This window comes from Kitasatospora sp. NPDC057904, assembly GCF_042887925.1.
Classification (GTDB): Bacteria; Actinomycetota; Actinomycetes; order Streptomycetales; family Streptomycetaceae; genus Kitasatospora.
In genome coordinates, this window is the sequence record NZ_JBHVOL010000004.1 from 120,026 (window position 1) to 136,395 (window position 16,370).

The 16,370-nt window shown below is 74.0% G+C and carries 16 protein-coding genes; 8 read left to right on the forward strand and 8 right to left on the reverse strand.

Features of this window, described 5'->3' with window-relative positions; translation table 11 throughout:
* Positions 1 to 24: 24 nt before the first annotated feature.
* Together ACFVSN_RS12275 and ACFVSN_RS12280 are read right to left on the reverse strand one after the other, a co-directional pair.
* Positions 25 to 1,668, reverse strand: a complete 1,644-nt coding sequence (locus ACFVSN_RS12275) for an FAD-dependent monooxygenase (protein WP_387954813.1) — start codon at positions 1,666 to 1,668, stop codon at positions 25 to 27.
* Positions 1,669 to 1,736: 68 nt separating this feature from the next.
* Positions 1,737 to 3,014, reverse strand: a complete 1,278-nt coding sequence (locus ACFVSN_RS12280) for a lysine N(6)-hydroxylase/L-ornithine N(5)-oxygenase family protein (protein ID WP_387954815.1) — start codon at positions 3,012 to 3,014, stop codon at positions 1,737 to 1,739.
* Between the two features lie 205 nt (positions 3,015 to 3,219).
* On the opposite strand from ACFVSN_RS12280, the gene asnB reads away from it, so the two are divergent.
* The 6 genes from asnB (at position 3,220) to ACFVSN_RS12310 (ending at position 8,853) form a co-directional block, all read left to right on the forward strand.
* Positions 3,220 to 5,061, forward strand: a complete 1,842-nt coding sequence (asnB, locus tag ACFVSN_RS12285) for an asparagine synthase (glutamine-hydrolyzing) (RefSeq protein ID WP_387954817.1) — start codon at positions 3,220 to 3,222, stop codon at positions 5,059 to 5,061.
* 36 nt (positions 5,062 to 5,097) lie between these two features.
* Positions 5,098 to 5,538 (forward strand): cupin domain-containing protein, encoded by a 441-nt coding sequence (locus ACFVSN_RS12290; RefSeq protein WP_380444022.1) that lies wholly within the window; start codon positions 5,098 to 5,100, stop codon positions 5,536 to 5,538.
* A complete protein-coding gene (locus ACFVSN_RS12295) occupies positions 5,535 to 6,806 on the forward strand; it encodes a beta-ketoacyl-[acyl-carrier-protein] synthase family protein (protein WP_380444024.1) in 1,272 nt (423 codons plus the stop codon). Before ACFVSN_RS12290 ends, ACFVSN_RS12295 begins: the two co-directional genes overlap by 4 nt.
* On the forward strand, positions 6,803 to 8,029 hold the full coding sequence (locus ACFVSN_RS12300) for a ketosynthase chain-length factor (RefSeq protein ID WP_387598018.1): 1,227 nt from the start codon (positions 6,803 to 6,805) through the stop codon (positions 8,027 to 8,029). The genes ACFVSN_RS12295 and ACFVSN_RS12300 overlap by 4 nt, the downstream gene beginning before the upstream one ends.
* A 105-nt stretch (positions 8,030 to 8,134) precedes the next feature.
* A complete protein-coding gene (locus tag ACFVSN_RS12305; RefSeq protein WP_380444028.1) occupies positions 8,135 to 8,389 on the forward strand; it encodes an acyl carrier protein in 255 nt (84 codons plus the stop codon).
* Positions 8,390 to 8,394: 5 nt separating this feature from the next.
* Positions 8,395 to 8,853, forward strand: a complete 459-nt coding sequence (locus ACFVSN_RS12310; RefSeq protein ID WP_380444030.1) for an SRPBCC family protein — start codon at positions 8,395 to 8,397, stop codon at positions 8,851 to 8,853.
* A 9-nt stretch (positions 8,854 to 8,862) separates the two neighbouring features.
* On the opposite strand, the gene ACFVSN_RS12315 is transcribed toward ACFVSN_RS12310, so the two are convergent.
* The 4 genes from ACFVSN_RS12315 to ACFVSN_RS12330 form a co-directional block, all read right to left on the reverse strand.
* A complete protein-coding gene (locus ACFVSN_RS12315; protein WP_387954819.1) occupies positions 8,863 to 9,810 on the reverse strand; it encodes a GlxA family transcriptional regulator in 948 nt (315 codons plus the stop codon).
* Entirely contained in the window at positions 9,807 to 10,391 is a 585-nt protein-coding gene (locus tag ACFVSN_RS12320; RefSeq protein WP_387954821.1) for a cysteine hydrolase family protein, read from the reverse strand. The genes ACFVSN_RS12315 and ACFVSN_RS12320 overlap by 4 nt, the downstream gene beginning before the upstream one ends.
* Before the next feature lie 76 nt (positions 10,392 to 10,467).
* Positions 10,468 to 11,019: a GNAT family N-acetyltransferase gene (locus tag ACFVSN_RS12325; protein WP_387598012.1), complete on the reverse strand. Its 552-nt coding sequence runs from the start codon at positions 11,017 to 11,019 to the stop codon at positions 10,468 to 10,470.
* Positions 11,020 to 11,108: 89 nt separating this feature from the next.
* Positions 11,109 to 12,056 carry a hypothetical protein gene (locus ACFVSN_RS12330; RefSeq protein ID WP_387598009.1) on the reverse strand — a complete coding sequence of 316 codons (948 nt, stop codon included), beginning with the start codon at positions 12,054 to 12,056 and terminating at the stop codon, positions 11,109 to 11,111.
* A gap of 292 nt (positions 12,057 to 12,348) precedes the next feature.
* Between ACFVSN_RS12330 and ACFVSN_RS12335 the strand changes: the two genes are divergently transcribed.
* Positions 12,349 to 12,885, forward strand: coding sequence for an NUDIX hydrolase family protein (locus tag ACFVSN_RS12335; protein WP_380448036.1), 537 nt, complete (start codon positions 12,349 to 12,351; stop codon positions 12,883 to 12,885).
* 69 nt (positions 12,886 to 12,954) lie between these two features.
* Here the strand turns inward: ACFVSN_RS12335 and ACFVSN_RS12340 are convergent, their stop codons facing one another.
* Complete coding sequence (locus ACFVSN_RS12340; protein WP_387954823.1) at positions 12,955 to 13,662, reverse strand: DUF4937 domain-containing protein; 708 nt, start codon at positions 13,660 to 13,662, stop codon at positions 12,955 to 12,957.
* Positions 13,663 to 13,735: 73 nt separating this feature from the next.
* Positions 13,736 to 14,410 (reverse strand): DUF4937 domain-containing protein, encoded by a 675-nt coding sequence (locus ACFVSN_RS12345; RefSeq protein ID WP_387954825.1) that lies wholly within the window; start codon positions 14,408 to 14,410, stop codon positions 13,736 to 13,738.
* A 144-nt stretch (positions 14,411 to 14,554) separates the two neighbouring features.
* On the opposite strand from ACFVSN_RS12345, the gene ACFVSN_RS12350 reads away from it, so the two are divergent.
* On the forward strand, positions 14,555 to 16,369 hold the full coding sequence (locus tag ACFVSN_RS12350; protein WP_387954826.1) for a DUF1003 domain-containing protein: 1,815 nt from the start codon (positions 14,555 to 14,557) through the stop codon (positions 16,367 to 16,369).
* The last annotated feature ends 1 nt before the right edge of the window (position 16,370 follow it).

Here is a 16,370-nt window from a genome sequence, read left to right on the forward strand (position 1 = left end):
TCGTTTGACATGGGATCGGGTGTTTCAGTCGCGGGCGAGGACGCGGGTGAGCGCGGCGACCAGCCGGTCGCCGTCCGGGTCCGCGCCGGTGCGGCTGCGCCAGGCGACGAAGCCGTCCGGGCGGACGAGCACCGCGCCGTCGTCGCGCACGCCGTGCCGCTCGGCCCACTGCGCGGTCGGCACGTCGAGGTCGAACCCGGCCAGGTAGAAGTCGAGTTCGACGTCGAGCTCGTCGCACGCGCGGAGCACGGAGGCCGCCCAGGTGGCGCCGGAGCGGCCGGCCACCAGGGCGAAGTTCCGCCCGTACAGGTCGAGGGTGGAGGTGCCCGCGCCGGTCGCCAGGTGCGGGGCGCGGGTGCCGGGCTGGGCCGAGAGGCGGCCGGTCTCGACCGCGGGCAGCCCGTCGTCGGCGCCGTCGGCCGGGTCGGGGACGACGGCGCCCGAGCGGTAGCGGTAGCCCAGGATGACGGACCACCAGTCCCACAGCCGCATGCCGTCGACCTCGTCGGACGCCGTGGTGCCGGTGCGCCAGACCATCTGCGCCATGGCCTGCTCCATGGTGAACTCGGAGACCGCTCGGCGCTCGGCGTCGTAGCTCTCCAGCAGCCCGGGGCCGGCCTCGCCCTTGACCACGGCGGCCAGCTTCCAGGCGAGGTTGTGGGCGTCCTGGATGCCGGTGCTGCCGCCGAACGCGCCGGTCGGCGGCACGATCCGGGCGGCGTCGCCGGCCAGCAGGACCCGCCCGTGGACGAACCGCTCGGCGCAGTACGCCCCGATCGCGAACGGCAGCACCTCGGTGCCGTCCGGTAGCTGGGGCACCAGCCGGCCGTCGAGCTCCGGCAGGCCGACCGCCTCCCGGAACAGCTCCAGGCAGCGCTCGGCCGGGTAGTCGGCGACCGTCTCGCCCTTGCGGGGCTCGAAGGGCACGCCGAAGCACCAGCGGTTCTTCCCGTCGTGCGGGAAGATCACCGTGCCCTGCCGCGGGCTGCCCAGGTAGGCGAAGCCGAAGCGGCGGCCCGCGACGACCTCCTCGATGTCGGCCTCGACCACCATGGAGAGGGTGTCGAGCAGCACCCCGGGGCCCTCCACCGGGATGTCCAGCAGGCGCCGCACGGTGCTGCGCTGGCCGTCCGCCGCCACCACGTAGGCGGCCTCCACGGTGTACTCGGCGCCGCCCGCGGCCTCGCGCACCCGTGCCGTGACGCCGTCCGGGCGCGGGGTGAGGGCGGTCAGCTCGACGCCGTAGCGCACGTCGGCGCCCAGCTCGCGGGCCCGTTCGCGCAGGATGACCTCCAGCCGGTCCTGGTCGATCGGGCACCACTCGGTCGGGCTGACACCGTCCGCGGAGCCGGTCGCCAGGTCGACGAAGTCGACGTCCCGGTCGGCCAGGGTGCGGGCCATCAGCATCCGCGAGGAGTCGGCGTCGGAGGCCACGATGCCCTCGCCCCGGGCGGCGAAGAGCCGCTCCTCCAGACCGGCCTGACGGAACACCTCCACCGAGCGGGCGTTGATCCCCCGGGCCCGGGGGTGCACCAGTTCCTGCGGATGGCGCTCGACCAGGACCGGGCGCAGCCCGTGCCAGGCCAGGAACACGGCCGCGGTCAGGCCTGCCATCCCGGCGCCCACGATCAGTACGTCGGTCCGGTTGTCGGGCCGGTTGTCGGGCATCTCGTCTACCTCCAGGTGCCGTTGGGCGGGGGAGCGGGGACCGGGTGGTCCGGGGCGGTCCGGGCGGGTCAGGCCCACAGGGTGTGGACCTGCTCGTCGCGGATGCTGAAGACCGACCGGTCCAGCAGGGAGTTGATGATCACGGCGCTGCGCACCGAGAGCAGGCTGAGGTTGGGGTCGACCACGCCGTGGCTGGACTGGGCGCGGTTCTGGGCGAAGATCCGGTTGGTGTCGCCGTGCTTCCAGCGCAGCGAGTAGTCCGCCTCGATGACCGGCTCCTCGCCCGGTGCCAGGTCCAGCAGTTGGGGGTCCAGCGGCAGCGGCGCGGGCCGCCGGCCGGTGGCCAGCACGACGTGCCGGGCCGAGTGCTGCTCCTGGCCGCCGCCCAGCCGGCGGCAGCGCAGGACCACCGAGCCCTGCCGCTCGACGGCCCCGACCACGTCCCGGCCGGGCAGCATCATCACCGGGGAGCGTCCCTCGGCCAGCCGGATCTCGTAGTTGACCTGGTACAGCTCCTGCAGCGTGGCCATCGAGACGCCGTCGCTGGTGAGGATCTGGTTCGTCGCGATGCTGTCGCGCACGTGCGCCGGCAGGCTCTGGAAGTGGCGCACGTATGCGGGCCGGTAGAAGTCGTTGGCGGGCGGCGAGTCGTCCATCGGCGCGAACCACGGCCGCCGGCCGATCCAGCGGATCTCCCGCAGCCCGAGCCGCAGCAGCGAGAGCACCGCCTCGGCGCCGGTCTGGCCGCCGCCGATCACCACGGCCGTCTCGTGCGGTCCGGGCCGGCAGCCGGTGAAGTGCCCGGTGAGCTCCTCGGCGAGCAGGACGCCGTGCGGGCCGGGGAGTTCGAAGCAGTCCGGCACGTACGGGCGGGTGCCGAGGCCGAGCACCAGGTGGTCGGCGGTGGCCACCGGGCGGTCCCCGGAGCCCAGGACGAAGACGCCGTCGAAGGAGATCGCGGTGATGTCGACGCCGTACCGGATGGTGCCCAGCTCACCGCTGGCCCAGGCCAGGTACCGGTCGTACTCCAGCCGGGGGATCGCCTCGAACTGGGCGTTCAGGAAGGCGTAGATCCGCCCGGTGGTGACCAGGTAGTTGAGGAAGGAGAAGCGGTTGCGCGGATCGACCAGGGTGACCAGGTCCTTCACCCAGGAGGTCTGCAGCCGGGCCCCCGGGTGCATCAGCTCCGGGTGCCAGGCGTGCGAGCCCCGCCGGTCGAAGAGCGCCACCGCCCCGGGAACGGTGCCCTCGGCGAGGGCGGCGAAGCTCAGGTTGGCCGGGCCCGCGCCGATGCCCGCGACCGCGAAGTGCGGGAGCCCGGCGGGCCGGCTGGTGGAAGTCGCCACGGTTGAAGCCTCTTTACGTGAGGGTGCGGTGGCCCTGCGGTACTGCCGGGGACAGCGTTCCGGCTGCCGGTAGAGGAGTCCTCGAAACGCTCTGAGCCCCGGACGTGCCCGCCGGACGTTCAGGCGGGCTCGATCCACCCGAGAGGGCGGCTCCCCATGCTGTGTCGCGGCACCGACCGGGGACGTCGCGACCGAGGGGATCCGCATGACTTGCATCGCCGGGTGGGTGGGGCTGGGGCCCGACCCGGACCGGAGGACGGCGGGCGTGGCCGCGATGGCCGCCGCGATGACGCCCGGGGGCCCGCCGGCCCACGGGACCTGGACCGACGGGAACGCCCTGCTGGCGTTCCCCGGCCCACCGGGGGCCCGCCCGGCCGCCCTGGTCGAGGACGGCGAGGTGACGGCCGTGATCGCCTTCGCCGGCACGCTGTACGGGCCCGAGGGCGTGCGCCGGGTGCTGGACGCCCGTGGCCACCGGCCCCGCTCCGGCGGCGACCCGGAGACCGTGCTCCACGCCTACCGGGAGTGGGGCGCGGACTGTCCGGTCCGGCTGGACGGCGCCTTCGCGTTCGCGCTGTGGGACGTCCGCCGCCGCCGGCTCCTGCTGGCCAGGGACCGCCTCGGCGTGCGGCCGCTGCACTACGCGCGGCTCGGCGACGAACTGGCCTTCGCCTCGGAGCCGAAGGCCCTGCTCGCCGGGGAGGCGGTCGACCCGGCGGCGGACGCGGACAGCCTGCGCGAGCTGTTCACCCAGATCAAGACCCCCGGCCGCAGCGTCTTCCGGGGCGTCGACGAGGTCCGTCCGGGCCACGTCGTGGAACTGGCCGACGGGTGGCTGACCGAGCGCGCCTACTGGCGGCTGCAGAGCCGCCCGCACCCCGACGACCGGGACACCACCGTCGCGACCGTGCGCCTGCTGCTGTCCGACGCGGTGAACCGGATGCTGCCCGAGGAGCCCACGCCCTGCGTGCTGCTCTCCGGCGGCCTCGACTCGGGCGCGGTGGCCGCGCTGGCCGCCCGCACCTCGGCGGAGCGCGGGGCCAAGCCGCTGCTCACCGCCACCGGCACCTTCCTCGGCCACGCCGAGAACTTCCGCCCCGACCACGTGCGCGCCACCGCGGACGCCCCGTACGCGGCCGAACTGGCCCGCCACCTGGGCTCCGAGCACGTCGACGTGGTGCTCGGCACCGCCGACCTGGCCGACCCGGCCGGCCGCCTGGCGGTGCTGCGCGCCCAGGACCGGCCGACGCCGTTCGCCGAGATGGACGTCGCCGCCCACCTGCTCTTCGCCGCCGTGCGCGAGCGCGCCGGCGTCGTGCTCTCCGGCGAGGCCGCCGACGAGCTGTTCGGCGGCTTCCCGTGGATGCACGACCCGGAGCTGGTGCGCACCGGCCACTTCCCGTGGGTGGCGTACGAGCGCTCGCACGAGCAGTCCAGGGACGGGCTCGGGCTCGGCCTGTTCGACCGCGGGCTGCTGCGCGGCCTGGACCTGGCCGGGTTCGGCGCCGACAGCTACCGCCAGGCGATCGGCGAGGTGCCGCGGCTGGACGGCGAGAACGCGGCCGAGCGCCGCATGCGCGAGCTGTGCCACCTGCACCTGACCCGATGGCTGCCGCGCCTGCTGGACCGGGACGACCGGCTGAGCCGGGCGGTGGGGCTGGACGCCCGGATGCCGTTCTGCGACCACCGCCTGGTCGAGTACGCCTTCAACGTGCCCTGGCGGATGAAGTCCTTCGACGGGCGCGAGAAGAGCCTGCTGCGGGCGGCCGTCGCCCCGCTGCTGCCGCGGTCGGTCGCCCAGCGGCGCAAGAGCCCGTTCCCGGTCAACCAGGACCCGGCGTACGCGCGGATGCTCCAGCGCGAGCTGGCCGCCGTGCTGCGCGACCCGGCCGCCCCGGTGGCCCCGCTGCTGGACGGCGCGGCGGCCCGCGCGGCGGCCGGCGCCGAATGGCCGGGCGGGTCGGACTGGCTGGCCCGCACCAACATCGAGTTCGCACTCCAGCTCAACACCTGGCTGGCCGAGTACCGCGTACAGCTTGCCGTCTGACGATCCGTCAGTCGGACCACCGGAGAAGGAGAGGCCATGACTTCAACCCCTGCGGGCGAGCCCGGGAAGGTCGCGTTCGCGGACGTCCCGCCGAACCGGCGGCGCGGCGGCGACCTGCGCGTCCTGCTCAGCCCGAGGACGTGCGCGGCCACCGCCGGCTTCCTGGGCGCGGGGTCGCTCATGCCCGGCGAGTTCGTCAGCGAGCACTACCACCCGTACTCCGAGGAGTACTTCTACATCGTCGGCGGCCGGATGACGCTGCTCCTGGAGGGGCGGCCGATCGAGCTGGTGGCGGGGGACTCGTTCATGATCCCCAAGGGGCTGCGGCACCGGATGGACAACCACGGCGACGAGGAGATGTTCGCCGTGTTCTTCCTCGGCCCGCTCGCCCCCAAGCCCGAGCTCGGCCACGTGGACACCGAGGAACTTCCCTCCTCCGGCGGCGAGTTGCCGCAGGTCGGAGCCGTGACCTCATGACCGGGCGCCGCGTCGTGGTGACCGGCATCGGGGTCATCGCACCCAAGGGCGTCGGCACCGGCGCGTTCTGGGACACCCTGACGGCCGGGCGCACCGCCACCCGCCGCATCACCCACTTCGATCCGTCGGACTTCCGCTGCCAGGTCGCCGCCGAGATCGACTTCGACCCGCTGGCCTGCGGCCTTTCCCCGCAGGAGGCCCGCCGTCTGGACCGGGCCGGCCAGTTCGCGCTGATCGCCGCCCGCGAGGCGCTCGCCGACAGCGGCCTGGCCGGCGGCGCACCCGACCCGGGCCGGGTCGGCGTCTCGCTGGGCAACGCGATCGGCTGCACCGAGCTGATGGAGCGCGAGTACGTGGTGCTCAGCGACGGCGGCAGCAAGTGGCTGGTGGACCCGCAGTACGCCGTCCCGCACCTGTACGACGTCATGGTCCCCAGCTCGATGGCGGCCGAACTCGCCTGGGCCTGCGGCGCGGAGGGCCCGGTGGGCCTGATCTCCACCGGCTGCACCTCGGGCATCGACGCGCTGGGCCACGCCTTCGAGCTGGTCCGCGAGGGCAGCGCGGACGTGATGCTCGCGGCCGGCACCGACGCACCGGTCTCCCCGGTCACGGTCGCCTGCTTCGACACCCTGCGCGCCCAGTCCACCGCCAACGACGACCCCGAGCACGCCTGCCGTCCCTACGACCTCAACCGCAAGGGCCTGATCCTGGGCGAGGGTTCGGCGGTGATGGTCTTCGAGGAACTGGAACACGCCCGCAAGCGCGGCGCGTCCATCTACTGCGAGGTGGCCGGCTACGCGAGCCGCGCCAACGGCTACCACATGACCGGCCTCAAGCCGGACGGCCGGGAGATGGCCGAGGCGATCCGGGCCGCGCTCGACCAGGCCCGGGTCAACCCGCAGGAGATCGACTACGTCAACGGGCACGGCTCCGGCACCCGGCAGAACGACCGGCACGAGACCGCGGCCTTCAAACGCGCCCTGGGCGCGCACGCCTACCGGGCCCCGGTCAGCTCCATCAAGTCGATGATCGGGCACTCGCTCGGCGCGATCGGCGCCATCGAGGTGGCCGCCTGCTGCCTGGCGATCGAGCACGACGTCGTGCCCCCGACCGCCAACCTGGAGACGCCGGACCCGGAGTGCGACCTGGACTACGTCCCGGTCACCGCCCGGGACCAGCGGACCGACGTCGTGCTCAGCGTCGGCAGCGGTTTCGGCGGGTTCCAGAGCGCGATCGTGCTGGCCGACGAAGGGAGGGTGCTCCGATGACCGCGGAACCGGACAGACGCGCCGTGGTGACCGGCCTGGGCGTCGTCGCGCCGACCGGGATCGGCGTGAAGACGTACTGGGCCAACACCCTCGACGGCCGCAGCGGGCTGGCGCCGATGACCCGGATGGACCCGACCGGCTACCCGATCAAGGTCATCGGCGAGGTGCCGGGCTTCGACCCGTACGCGCTGCTGCCCAGCCGGGTCGTCGTGGAGACCGCGCTGATGACCCAGTTCGGCCTGGTCTGCGCCGAGGAGGCCCTGCTCGACGGTGAGCTGGATCCCAAGGAGCAGCCCGAGTACCAGATGGGCGTCGTCACCGCCAACGCCACCGGCGGCGCCGAGTTCGGCCAGCGGGAGATGCAGAACCTCTACTCCAAGGGGCCCTCGCAGGTCGGCGCCTACATGGCGATCGCCTGGTTCTACGCGGCCAACTCGGGCCAGATCTCGATCCGGCACGGCATGCGCGGGCCGAGCGGCGTCTTCATCACCGACCAGGCCGGCGGGCTGGACTGCGTGGGCCAGGCCCGGCGCACGATCCGGGGCGGCACCACCTTCGTCCTGTCCGGCGGCACGGACTCCTCGTTCTCCCCCTCCGGCCTGGTCGGGCAGATCCCGCCCGGCCTGGTCAGCCGCAGCACCGACCCCGCCCGGGCCTACCTGCCCTTCGACGCCGAGGCCTCGGGCTACGCGCCCGGGGAGGGCGGGGCGATCCTCCTGGTCGAGGAGGCGGAGTCGGCCCGCGCCCGCGGCGTGCGCCCGTACGGCGAGATCGCCGGCTACGCCACCGCCTTCGACCCGCACCCGGCCACCGGGCGCGGGCCCAACCTGCGCCGGGCCATCGAGGGGGCGCTGGCCGACGCCCGGTGCGCGCCGGCCGACGTCGACGTGGTCTTCGCCGACGGCTACGGCGTCCCGGCGCTGGACCGGCTGGAGAGCCGGGCGCTCGCCGAGGTGTTCGGCCCCGCCGGGGTGCCGGTCACCGTGCCCAAGACCACCACCGGCCGCCTCTACGCGGCCGGCCCGACGGTCGATCTGGTGGCGGCGCTGCTGGCGGTGCGCCACGGCGTCGTCCCGCCGACCGTGAACGTCACCGCGCCCTCCCCGGACTGCCCGGTCGACCTGATCCTGGGCGACCCCAGGGAGGCGGCGGTGCGCACCGCGCTCGTGATCGCCCGCGGCCACAACGGCTTCAACGCCGCGGTCGTCGTCCGGGCCGTGTGAACAGGCCCTGCGCGAACGGGCCCTGCGCGGACAGGCTCTGCACGAACGGGCCCTGCGCGTACAAGAAGTGCACGAACAGTGCTCAACGGAAACGGAGTTGAAGCGATGGACACCCTGAACCTGGACGGCCTGCGGGACATCATGCGCCAGTGCGTGGGCACCGGCGAGGCCGTCGACCTCGACGGCGACATCCTGCACGCCGACTTCGGCGAGCTCGGCTACGACTCGCTGGCCGTCCTGGAGGTGGTCACCCAGGTCCAGGGCCGGCTCGGCGTCGCCATCCCGGACGAGGTGATCGACGACCTGCGCACCCCCGCGGCCCTGCTGGAGTACGTCAACCGGCAGCGCGCGGAGGCCTGAGCGCGATGACCGAACACGGGCACACCGAGTCGAGCACGGTCGTGGCGGCGCCGTTCGACCTGGTCTGGGAGATGACGAACGACGTGGCCGGCTGGCCGCGGCTGTTCACCGAGTACGCCGACGCGGAGATCCTCGAACAGCGGGGCGACACCGTGCGGTTCAGGCTCACCATGCACCCCGACGAGGCGGGCGTGGCCCGCACCTGGGTCTCCGAGCGCACCAGCGACCTGAGCACCCGCAGCGTGCGGGCCCACCGGGTCGAGACCGGACCCTTCGAGTACATGAAGATCTTCTGGGAGTACCGGGAGACCCCGGACGGCGTCCACATGCGCTGGGTGCAGGACTTCCACGTGCGGGACGAACTCCCCTTCGGGGACAAGGAGATGGCCGAGCACCTGACGGCCAACACGGTCGTCCAGATGCGGGCCGTCAAGGAGCGGATCGAGGCCGCCGCCAGAGCGTGACCCGGGCCTTCAGGCGCCAGCGCCCGCACCAGCGCCCGCACCGGCACCCGGGCCGGTGCGGGCGCGCAGGCGGCGCAGCATGCGGGCGTCCTGGAAGCCGACCGCGCGGGCGGCCGTCTCGGTGGTCGCGCCGTGGGCGATGAGGTGTTCCGCGCGCTCGACGCGCAGTTCCTGCTGGTAGCGCAGCGGGGTGCGGCCGGTGGCCTCGGTGAAGTGCCGGGTGAGGGTGCGTTCGCTGACGCCGGAGGCGGCGGCGAGGTCGGTGAGGCCGAGCCGGGTGTCGAAGCGGGCGTCGATGAGGTCCTGGGCGCGGTGGACGGCGTCGACGAGGTGGCCGCGGTGCCGCAGCATCGCGCTGGCCTGCCGCTCGTCGCCGTTGCGCCGGGCGTAGACGACCATCTCGCGGGCGATCCGGGCGGCCGCCGCCGGGCCGTTCCGCACGGCCACGAGGTGCAGCGCGAGGTCGATGCCGCTGGCGATCCCGGCCGAGGTCACGACCCGGTCGTCGACGACGTAGAGCACGTCGCGCACGACGCTCGCCCGCCGGTAGCGCTGGGCGAGCTCCTCCTGGAGGTCGTGGTGGGTGGTGCACCGCCGGCCGTCCAGCAGCCCGGCGCGGCCGAGCGCGTCGGCGCCGGCGCACACGCTGGCCACCGTCCCGCCGGCGGCGTGGTGCGCGGCCAGCCGCTCCAGCGTGGCCGCGCTCAGCGCGCCGTTCTGCCGCAGCGTGACCGACCGCCAGCCGGGGACCACCAGGAGGTCCCCGGGCGACAGCTCCGGCCACGCGGTGGCGGCCCGCAGCGCGATGCCCTGCGCCGTGGGGACGTCCTCCTGCTCGGCCACGTACGCGCTCTCGTAGCCGAGGCCGTGGTCGGCCGCGGTGGAGAACACCTGGGCGGGCCCGGCGAGGTCCAGCAGGTGTACGTGGGGGACGAGCAGGAAGACGACTCGGGTCACGATCCGGTCAGCTCCTTGACGGTGGTGACGGTGGCGAAGCGGCCGGCCAGAGCGTACTCGGTGCGGGCGATGATGTCGTCCGTCGAGAGGGTGCGCGGGTCGGCGAGGACCTCGGCGAGGCTGCGCCCGGCGGGGGCGTCGCGGTGCTCGATGGGGTGGGTGGCGGTGGCGTCGGTGACGAAGACGACCTCGTAGCCGAGGTCGCCGGCGACCCGGGTGGTGGTCTCGCAGCACTGCTCGGTGCGGATGCCGCTGACGACGACGCCGCCGACGCCGTGCTGGGTGAGCACCTGCTGGAGGTTGGTCGTGGTGAACGCGTTGTGCGAGGTCTTGGTGACGACGGGCTCGCCCTCGGCGGGCGCCAGGCCGTCGATGAGGCGGACGAAGCCGCGGGCCGGGTCGAAGACCGTGCCGGTGCCGGGCTCGGAGTGCAGGACCCAGACGACGAGGTCGCCGCGGCGGCGGGCGTGCTCGACGAGCTCGTTGACCCGCTCGACGATCGCGGGGTTGGACACGGCGGCCCAGTTCTCGCGCTGCCGGAAGGATTCCTGGACGTCGATGACGAGGAGTGCGTTCTTCATGCCTCGATCATGGCGCTCGGCGGGGGCCCGCGCGTAGACACCATCGGGCCCCGATGCGGAACGATCCGGTCATGCGCTACCGGGCTGCCGGGCGGGTCAGGCGCCAGAACAGGTCCTCGCCGGTCTCGGCCGGGGCGACGGGCTCGGCGGGCAGGCGGCGGTGCTCGGTGAAGCCGAGCCGGGCCGGGATCGCGCCGCTGGCCAGGTTGGCCGGGTCGTGGCAGACCTCGACGTACTCGACGCCGGGCAGCCGGAACGCCTGCTCGACCAGGGCGCGCGTGGCCCGGGTGGCGATGCCGCGGCCGGTCGCGGCCGGGTGCAGCCAGTAGCCGATCTCGCGGCCCTCGTCGGGGGAGTCCTCGCGCCGGTACAGCGAGCAGGCGCCGACGATGGAGCCGTCCTGCACGATCGCGTAGGTGTGGTTGTCGTTCGCCCACTGCTCCTCGCGGCGGGCCAGGAAGTCGGTGGTGGACTCCAGGCTGTGCCCGGCCACCCACGGCATGAACGGGCGCAGGTGCTCCAGCGACTCCTCGATGACGCGGAAGAGCTCGGGGAGGTCGGCCTGGCCGCGGAAGGTGCGCAGCAGCAGGCCGTCGTTCAGGTCGATCACCGGTTCGGGCAGGCTCATCTCCGGAGGATGCCACGGCCCTCCCGGGCCGCGCACCCCGAATTCGGGCGGGTGCGGTCCGGGAGGGCCGTGGCGAGGGGTGGGACGCGTCAGCCGTGCGTCACGCACTTGTTGGCGCTGTTCGACCACAGGCCCTGGAGATCGAAGGTGCCGGTGCTCAGCGTCACGTACGCGTCGAGCTGGACGCACGCGTCGCCGATCTCGCCGCCGCCGCCGTTCCAGCCGATGCTGGGCCAGAAGTCGGTGACGGTCTCCGCGTACTCGTGGGTCTCGGTGGACTCGATGCCCGAGAGCAGGCGGCCGTCGGTGAAGGTGGTGCAGGCGCCCGCGCCGTTGTCGGGGATGTACGGCAGGTTGGTGTAGGCGAGCTTGCCGTACGACGTGGAGGTGAAGTCGTGCCAGGCGCAGAAGCCGGAGTTGGGGAAGCCGTCCGGGTGCGTCTTGGTGGGGGAGAGCACGACGTACTGGGCGTTGAGGTTCGGCGCCTGGGTGGTGTTGCCGAAGTGCGCGGCGGCCTTGCCGGCCTCGGCGGCGATCTGCGCGGCCGTCGCGTTGGCCGGCGCGGCGGCGGACTTGTCGAACCAGACCCCGGCCAACGGCGAGGTGGCCGGGTGGTTGACGTGGACGCCCTTGGTGCCGCAGGTCACCGTGCCCTTGGGGACGCCCTCGCAGTACTGGTCGAGGATGGTGCCCCAGGTGTCCTTGGCGCCGTAGAGGCCCTTGAACATGTTCTGCATGTCGGTCGCGACCCCGGCCGGGTCGGACGACCACTGGGTGCCCCAGAAGACCAGGTAGACCTTCGGGGTGGGGGAGACCACGCCCTGGCTCGCGCTGGACCCGACCGACAGGGTGTCGGACGCGGCCGTGACCGCGCGCTGCGAGGCGGCCGCGGCGGGGTCGAGCGGCTTGAGGCCGAAGTGGGCGGCGGCGGTGGCGGGTTGCGCCGCCTGGGCGCCGGTGGCCAGCGAGGTGGTCCCGAAGGCCGCCAGGGCCAGCGCCGCGAGGGTGTGGGCGGCGGCCTTGAAGGTTGTGCGCATGCGTCTTCTCCCGGATGTGAGGGTGTGAGGGCGGGGCGAACTGCCTGCGTGCGGAAGGGTGTTCGGATGGAGCCCCGACACCTCACCAGTTCGGGCGGCGTCCGTCCAGACGTGCGGAAGCGGCGGCGCGAAGGCTTTGCCGTGCCTATGCCAAACTCTCGTGCGGTTCTAGCCGTCGGGCGGGTTTGGACGGCGCCCGGGCGGGCCGCCCGGGCCGGGCGGCCGGTGACGGACGGTCATCACCGGGCGGGGCAGCCGTCGTCCGGCCGTCCGGGGATCGTACGATCAAGCAATGTCTGACATCACGGAAACCACGCCGGGCTGGCTCGCGCCCGAGGAGCTCGAAACGACCCGGGCGCAGATGCCGATCCTGTACGTCGAGGCCGTGCCGGTGCGGGTCGACGAGTCCGGGGAGGTCACCCAGATCGGGCTGCTGCTGCGGATCGGGCCGGACGGGACGGTCAGCCGCACGCTGGTGTCCGGGCGCGTGCTGCACCACGAGCGGATCCGCGACGCGCTGCTGCGGCACCTGGAGAAGGACCTCGGGCCGGTGGCGCTGCCGCGGATCCCGGCCTCGCTGCAGCCCTTCACCGTCGCCGAGTACTTCCCGACGCTCGGCATCACCGAGTTCCACGACCCCCGCCAGCACGCCGTGTCGCTCGCCTACGTCGTGCCCGTCTCCGGCGACTGCCGGCCGCGCCAGGACGCGCTCGACCTGGTCTGGTTCAGCCCGGCGGAGGCTGCCTCGCCGCTGGTGCAGCAGGACATGCCGGGTGGTCAGGGGGTCCTGCTCAAGCGGGCGCTGGCGCACGTCGGCTGCCTGAGCTGACGGCGGAAACGCTTCTTTCGGGGATTGAAGGCTTGTTGCCGGGTTCGTGAGGTCGGCGGAGCCGGCGCATCAGAACCAGACGCGGGGCAGGACCTGCCAGTCGGACTCGACCGGCAGGACCAGCCCGGTCCGCTCCCGGACGTCGGCGGTCCGGTCGGCGCGGGCGCCCGGAGCGGCTACGTCGGCCTCGGCGTACCGCCGGTGGGCGTCCGGGCCGGTCCAGAGCGTCACGACGAGGTGGTGTTCGCGGTCGCGGAAGACGTCCGGGGCGACGCGGGCGACCACGCCCCCGAGCAGGCCGCCGGCCGCGGCCGACGCCGGATCCCAGGCCGAGCGCAGGGCGGCGAGGAAGTGCTCTTCGCGGCCGGGGTGGAGGCGGCAGTCGTCGACGCGCAGCACGGTGCCGCGCGTCAGGGCCTCGTGCAGGTCGGCGGCCTCCCCCGGGATGTCGAGGACGGTGGGGCCGGCCGCGTTCTCCAGCACCGCGTACCGCTGTTCCGGTGTCGGCTCGTCCTCGGCGGGTTCGCTCATGCGGAAGCGGGCGTAGCCCATTTGGTCGGCGTCGATGGCGGCGTTGCGCTCGTCCCTGAAGTCGAGGTACGCGGCCTCGTCGGCCCAGACGTCCAGCACGCACGCGCGCGGGCCGTCGGGCTCCCGGGCGCTGACCTGCCCGACCAGCCCCGGGTGGCCCGGGAGCGCCGTCCACTCGCTCCGCCCGCTCCGGTAGCGCTCCAGTGCCTCCGGCCGGACGTGGCAGTCCCTCCACTTGATCCACATGCGGACCATCATCGGCGGTCGCGCCCGGCCGGCGTCAAGCGGCCCGCGCCGGCCGGCTGTCCGAGCCGACGGCTCATCCGAGGCCGGGCAGGACCTGCCAGTCGGCTTCGAGCGGCAGGGCCAGCCCGGTCAGCGCGCGGACGTCCGCGGCGACGTCCGCGCGTGCGCGCAGGGCGGCCACGTCCCGCTCCGCGTAGCGCTGGTGGGCGTCCGCGTCCGTCCACAGCGTCGCGACGAGGTACCGGTCGTCCGCGAGGCGGGTGACGGCGCCGGCGAGCATGCCGCCGGCCGCCGCCATGGCCGGGTTCCAGACGCGTCGCTGGGCGTCGAGGAAGTGCTCGGCGCGGCCCGGGTGGAGGTGGCAGTCGGCGACGCGCAGGGCGGTGCCGCGGGCGAGCGCGTCGTCCAGGCCGGCGGCCTCCCCCGGGATGTCGAGGACGGAGGCGCCGGTCGTCACCGAGGTCACCTGCCAGCTCCTCGGCTCGGGTCCTTCCCCGTCGCGACGCCCGGACCGCTCGGCGGACGCCGCCGTGACGATCTCGTCGTGGCGCACCGCCATGAAGGCGGTGTAGGCCTCCTCGTCGGTCCAGACGCCGAGCACGTGCGCCCGCTCGCCGCCGGCCTCCCAGCCCCCGACCTGCCCGACCAGGCCCGGCTGGTCCGCGATGGCCGCCCATTCGCGCTGCGCGTCCGCGAAGGCTTCCCGTCCGCCGGGCAGCACGCGGCAGTTGATCCACTTGATCCACATGGGGCCATCATCGGCGGTCGGGCCGGACCGGTGCCAGCCTCCGGGGTTCCGGCCGACACGGAATCACGGTCCGTAGAAAGGACGTTGACAGAGCGTCCGGAAACGGGTTCAGTGCGTCCTCGGCAATCTGCGTGAGGAGTGGACGTGAGTGCGGTCGGTGCGGGGCCGGAGGCGCCGCGGCAGCAGCCGGTGGCGATGGCGTACGAACAGGTCGGGTTCAACGGGGCGTTCGCGGCCGCGCTGACCCGCGTGGTGGGCTCGATGCCCGCGCTGTACGTGACGCTGGCGATCGTCGGCGGATGGATGGCGCTCGCGACCTGGGGGCCGCTGCACACGCTCGACCCGTACCCGTTCGCGTTCCTGCTGTTCCTCGACAACGTCGTCCAACTGGTGCTCTGCCTGGTGATCCTGGTCGGCCAGCGGGTGCTCGGGATGGCGGCGGACCGGCGGGCGGTGCAGACCTACGAGAGCGCCGAGGCGATCTTCGAGCGGGTCGCCGACCTCCAGGCGCACCTGGACCGGCACGACCTCGCGCTCGGGCGCGGCGTCAGCCTGCTGGAGACCAGCCGCCACCCGTGGATCGAGCGCCACCGCGTGCAGCACCCGCCGCAGGCGATCGACCAGGCGACCACGGTCAACGGGCGGATCGCCGCGTGGCTGACCGGACGGCTGGGCAGCATGTGGGCGTTCTACGTCGCCGCGGGCACGCAGGTGGTGTGGATCGGGATGGCCGAGTCCGGCCTCCAGACCTTCGACCCGTACCCGTTCGCGTTCATGAGCTTCCTGTCCACCCTCGCCCAGCTGGTCTTCATGATCGTCATCATGGTCGGACAGGACGTCATCGGCCGGGCCGGCGACCGCCGCGCCGAGCAGACGCTGCTGGATGCCGAGGCCGTCCTGCACGAGTGCCGCCGGATGAAGGCGCGCCTGGAGGCGCAGGACCGCGTCATCGACAGCCTCGCCGACTACACCAGCGCCCAGGTCACCAAGCACCTGGCGCGGGCCATCCACCAGAGCCGCCTGGAGGCCGCCGTCGAGGACGGCCGGGAACCCGGCAGCGGGCCGGGGCTGCTGCCCTGGGACGAACTGCCGGAGGAGCTCCGGCAGGCCAACCGCCGCCAGGCGCGGCGGCTCGGCGACCGGTTGGCCGCCGTCGGCTGCCTGATGGTGCCGACCTCCGAGCAGCCGCCGGGCGCCGACGGCCCGCCGCCCGTCGACTTCACCGAGGAGGAGGCGGAGGTCCTCGCCCGGCTGGAGCACGAGCACGGGCTGAGCGCGCCCGCCGTCCTCGGCCCGGGCGCGCTGCCGGGCCAGCGGGACGGCCGGGACGCCGAGCAGGTGCCGTGGGCGGAGCTGTCCCAGAACGCCCGCGCGCGGACGGTCGCTTCGGTGCGCCGCCTGCCCGCCGTGCTCGCCGACGTCGGCTTCCAGGTGCTGCGCACCGGCCACGGCGCCGACGGGCCGGGCGAGCCGGACTTCACGCCCGAGGAGTGGGCGACGCTGGGCCGGTCCCTGATGGCCGCCGGCGTGCTGGTGGCGCTCGCCGAGGGCGTCGCCGACGCGGAGGAGATCATCGCGCTGGTCAAGCTGCTGCGCGAGGCCGGCGTGACCCACCCGCGCCGCTTCGTGCGGGAGCTGGCCGCGTCGTCGACCTTCGACACCGGGCTCCAGCCCGCGACGCGCTACGCCGACTACGAGCGGCCCGCGCTGGCGGTGATCCGCGAGGCGACGCGGATCGTCGCGAGGGTCGCCCCCGACGAGGTCGACGGGTTCCGGGAGTTCCTGCTGGAGATCGCCACGGTCGTCGCCGACGCCAACAACGAGGGCGGCTTCTTCGGCCTCGGCGCCCGGCCCCGGGTGCCCACCGAGCTGCGGGCGATGGAGGCCGTGCGCACGGCCACCGAACTCGACCGGCCCGAACCGGCGGTGTCGCTGGTGCGGCGGAAGCGGAAGTCGTAGG

Bases quoted from the DNA above. Each gene is read 5' to 3' on its own strand.
- asnB (WP_387954817.1), top strand. From the start codon at position 3,220: ATGACTTGCATCGCCGGGTGGGTGGGGCTGGGGCCCGACCCGGACCGG.
- ACFVSN_RS12340 (WP_387954823.1), bottom strand. From the start codon at position 13,662: ATGTGGATCAAGTGGAGGGACTGCCACGTCCGGCCGGAGGCACTGGAG.
- ACFVSN_RS12330 (WP_387598009.1), bottom strand. From the start codon at position 12,056: ATGCGCACAACCTTCAAGGCCGCCGCCCACACCCTCGCGGCGCTGGCC.
- ACFVSN_RS12305 (WP_380444028.1), top strand. From the start codon at position 8,135: ATGGACACCCTGAACCTGGACGGCCTGCGGGACATCATGCGCCAGTGC.
- ACFVSN_RS12335 (WP_380448036.1), top strand. From the start codon at position 12,349: ATGTCTGACATCACGGAAACCACGCCGGGCTGGCTCGCGCCCGAGGAG.
- ACFVSN_RS12275 (WP_387954813.1), bottom strand. From the start codon at position 1,668: ATGCCCGACAACCGGCCCGACAACCGGACCGACGTACTGATCGTGGGC.
- ACFVSN_RS12320 (WP_387954821.1), bottom strand. From the start codon at position 10,391: ATGAAGAACGCACTCCTCGTCATCGACGTCCAGGAATCCTTCCGGCAG.
- ACFVSN_RS12300 (WP_387598018.1), top strand. From the start codon at position 6,803: ATGACCGCGGAACCGGACAGACGCGCCGTGGTGACCGGCCTGGGCGTC.
- ACFVSN_RS12310 (WP_380444030.1), top strand. From the start codon at position 8,395: ATGACCGAACACGGGCACACCGAGTCGAGCACGGTCGTGGCGGCGCCG.
- ACFVSN_RS12345 (WP_387954825.1), bottom strand. From the start codon at position 14,410: ATGTGGATCAAGTGGATCAACTGCCGCGTGCTGCCCGGCGGACGGGAA.
- ACFVSN_RS12325 (WP_387598012.1), bottom strand. From the start codon at position 11,019: ATGAGCCTGCCCGAACCGGTGATCGACCTGAACGACGGCCTGCTGCTG.
- ACFVSN_RS12295 (WP_380444024.1), top strand. From the start codon at position 5,535: ATGACCGGGCGCCGCGTCGTGGTGACCGGCATCGGGGTCATCGCACCC.
- ACFVSN_RS12290 (WP_380444022.1), top strand. From the start codon at position 5,098: ATGACTTCAACCCCTGCGGGCGAGCCCGGGAAGGTCGCGTTCGCGGAC.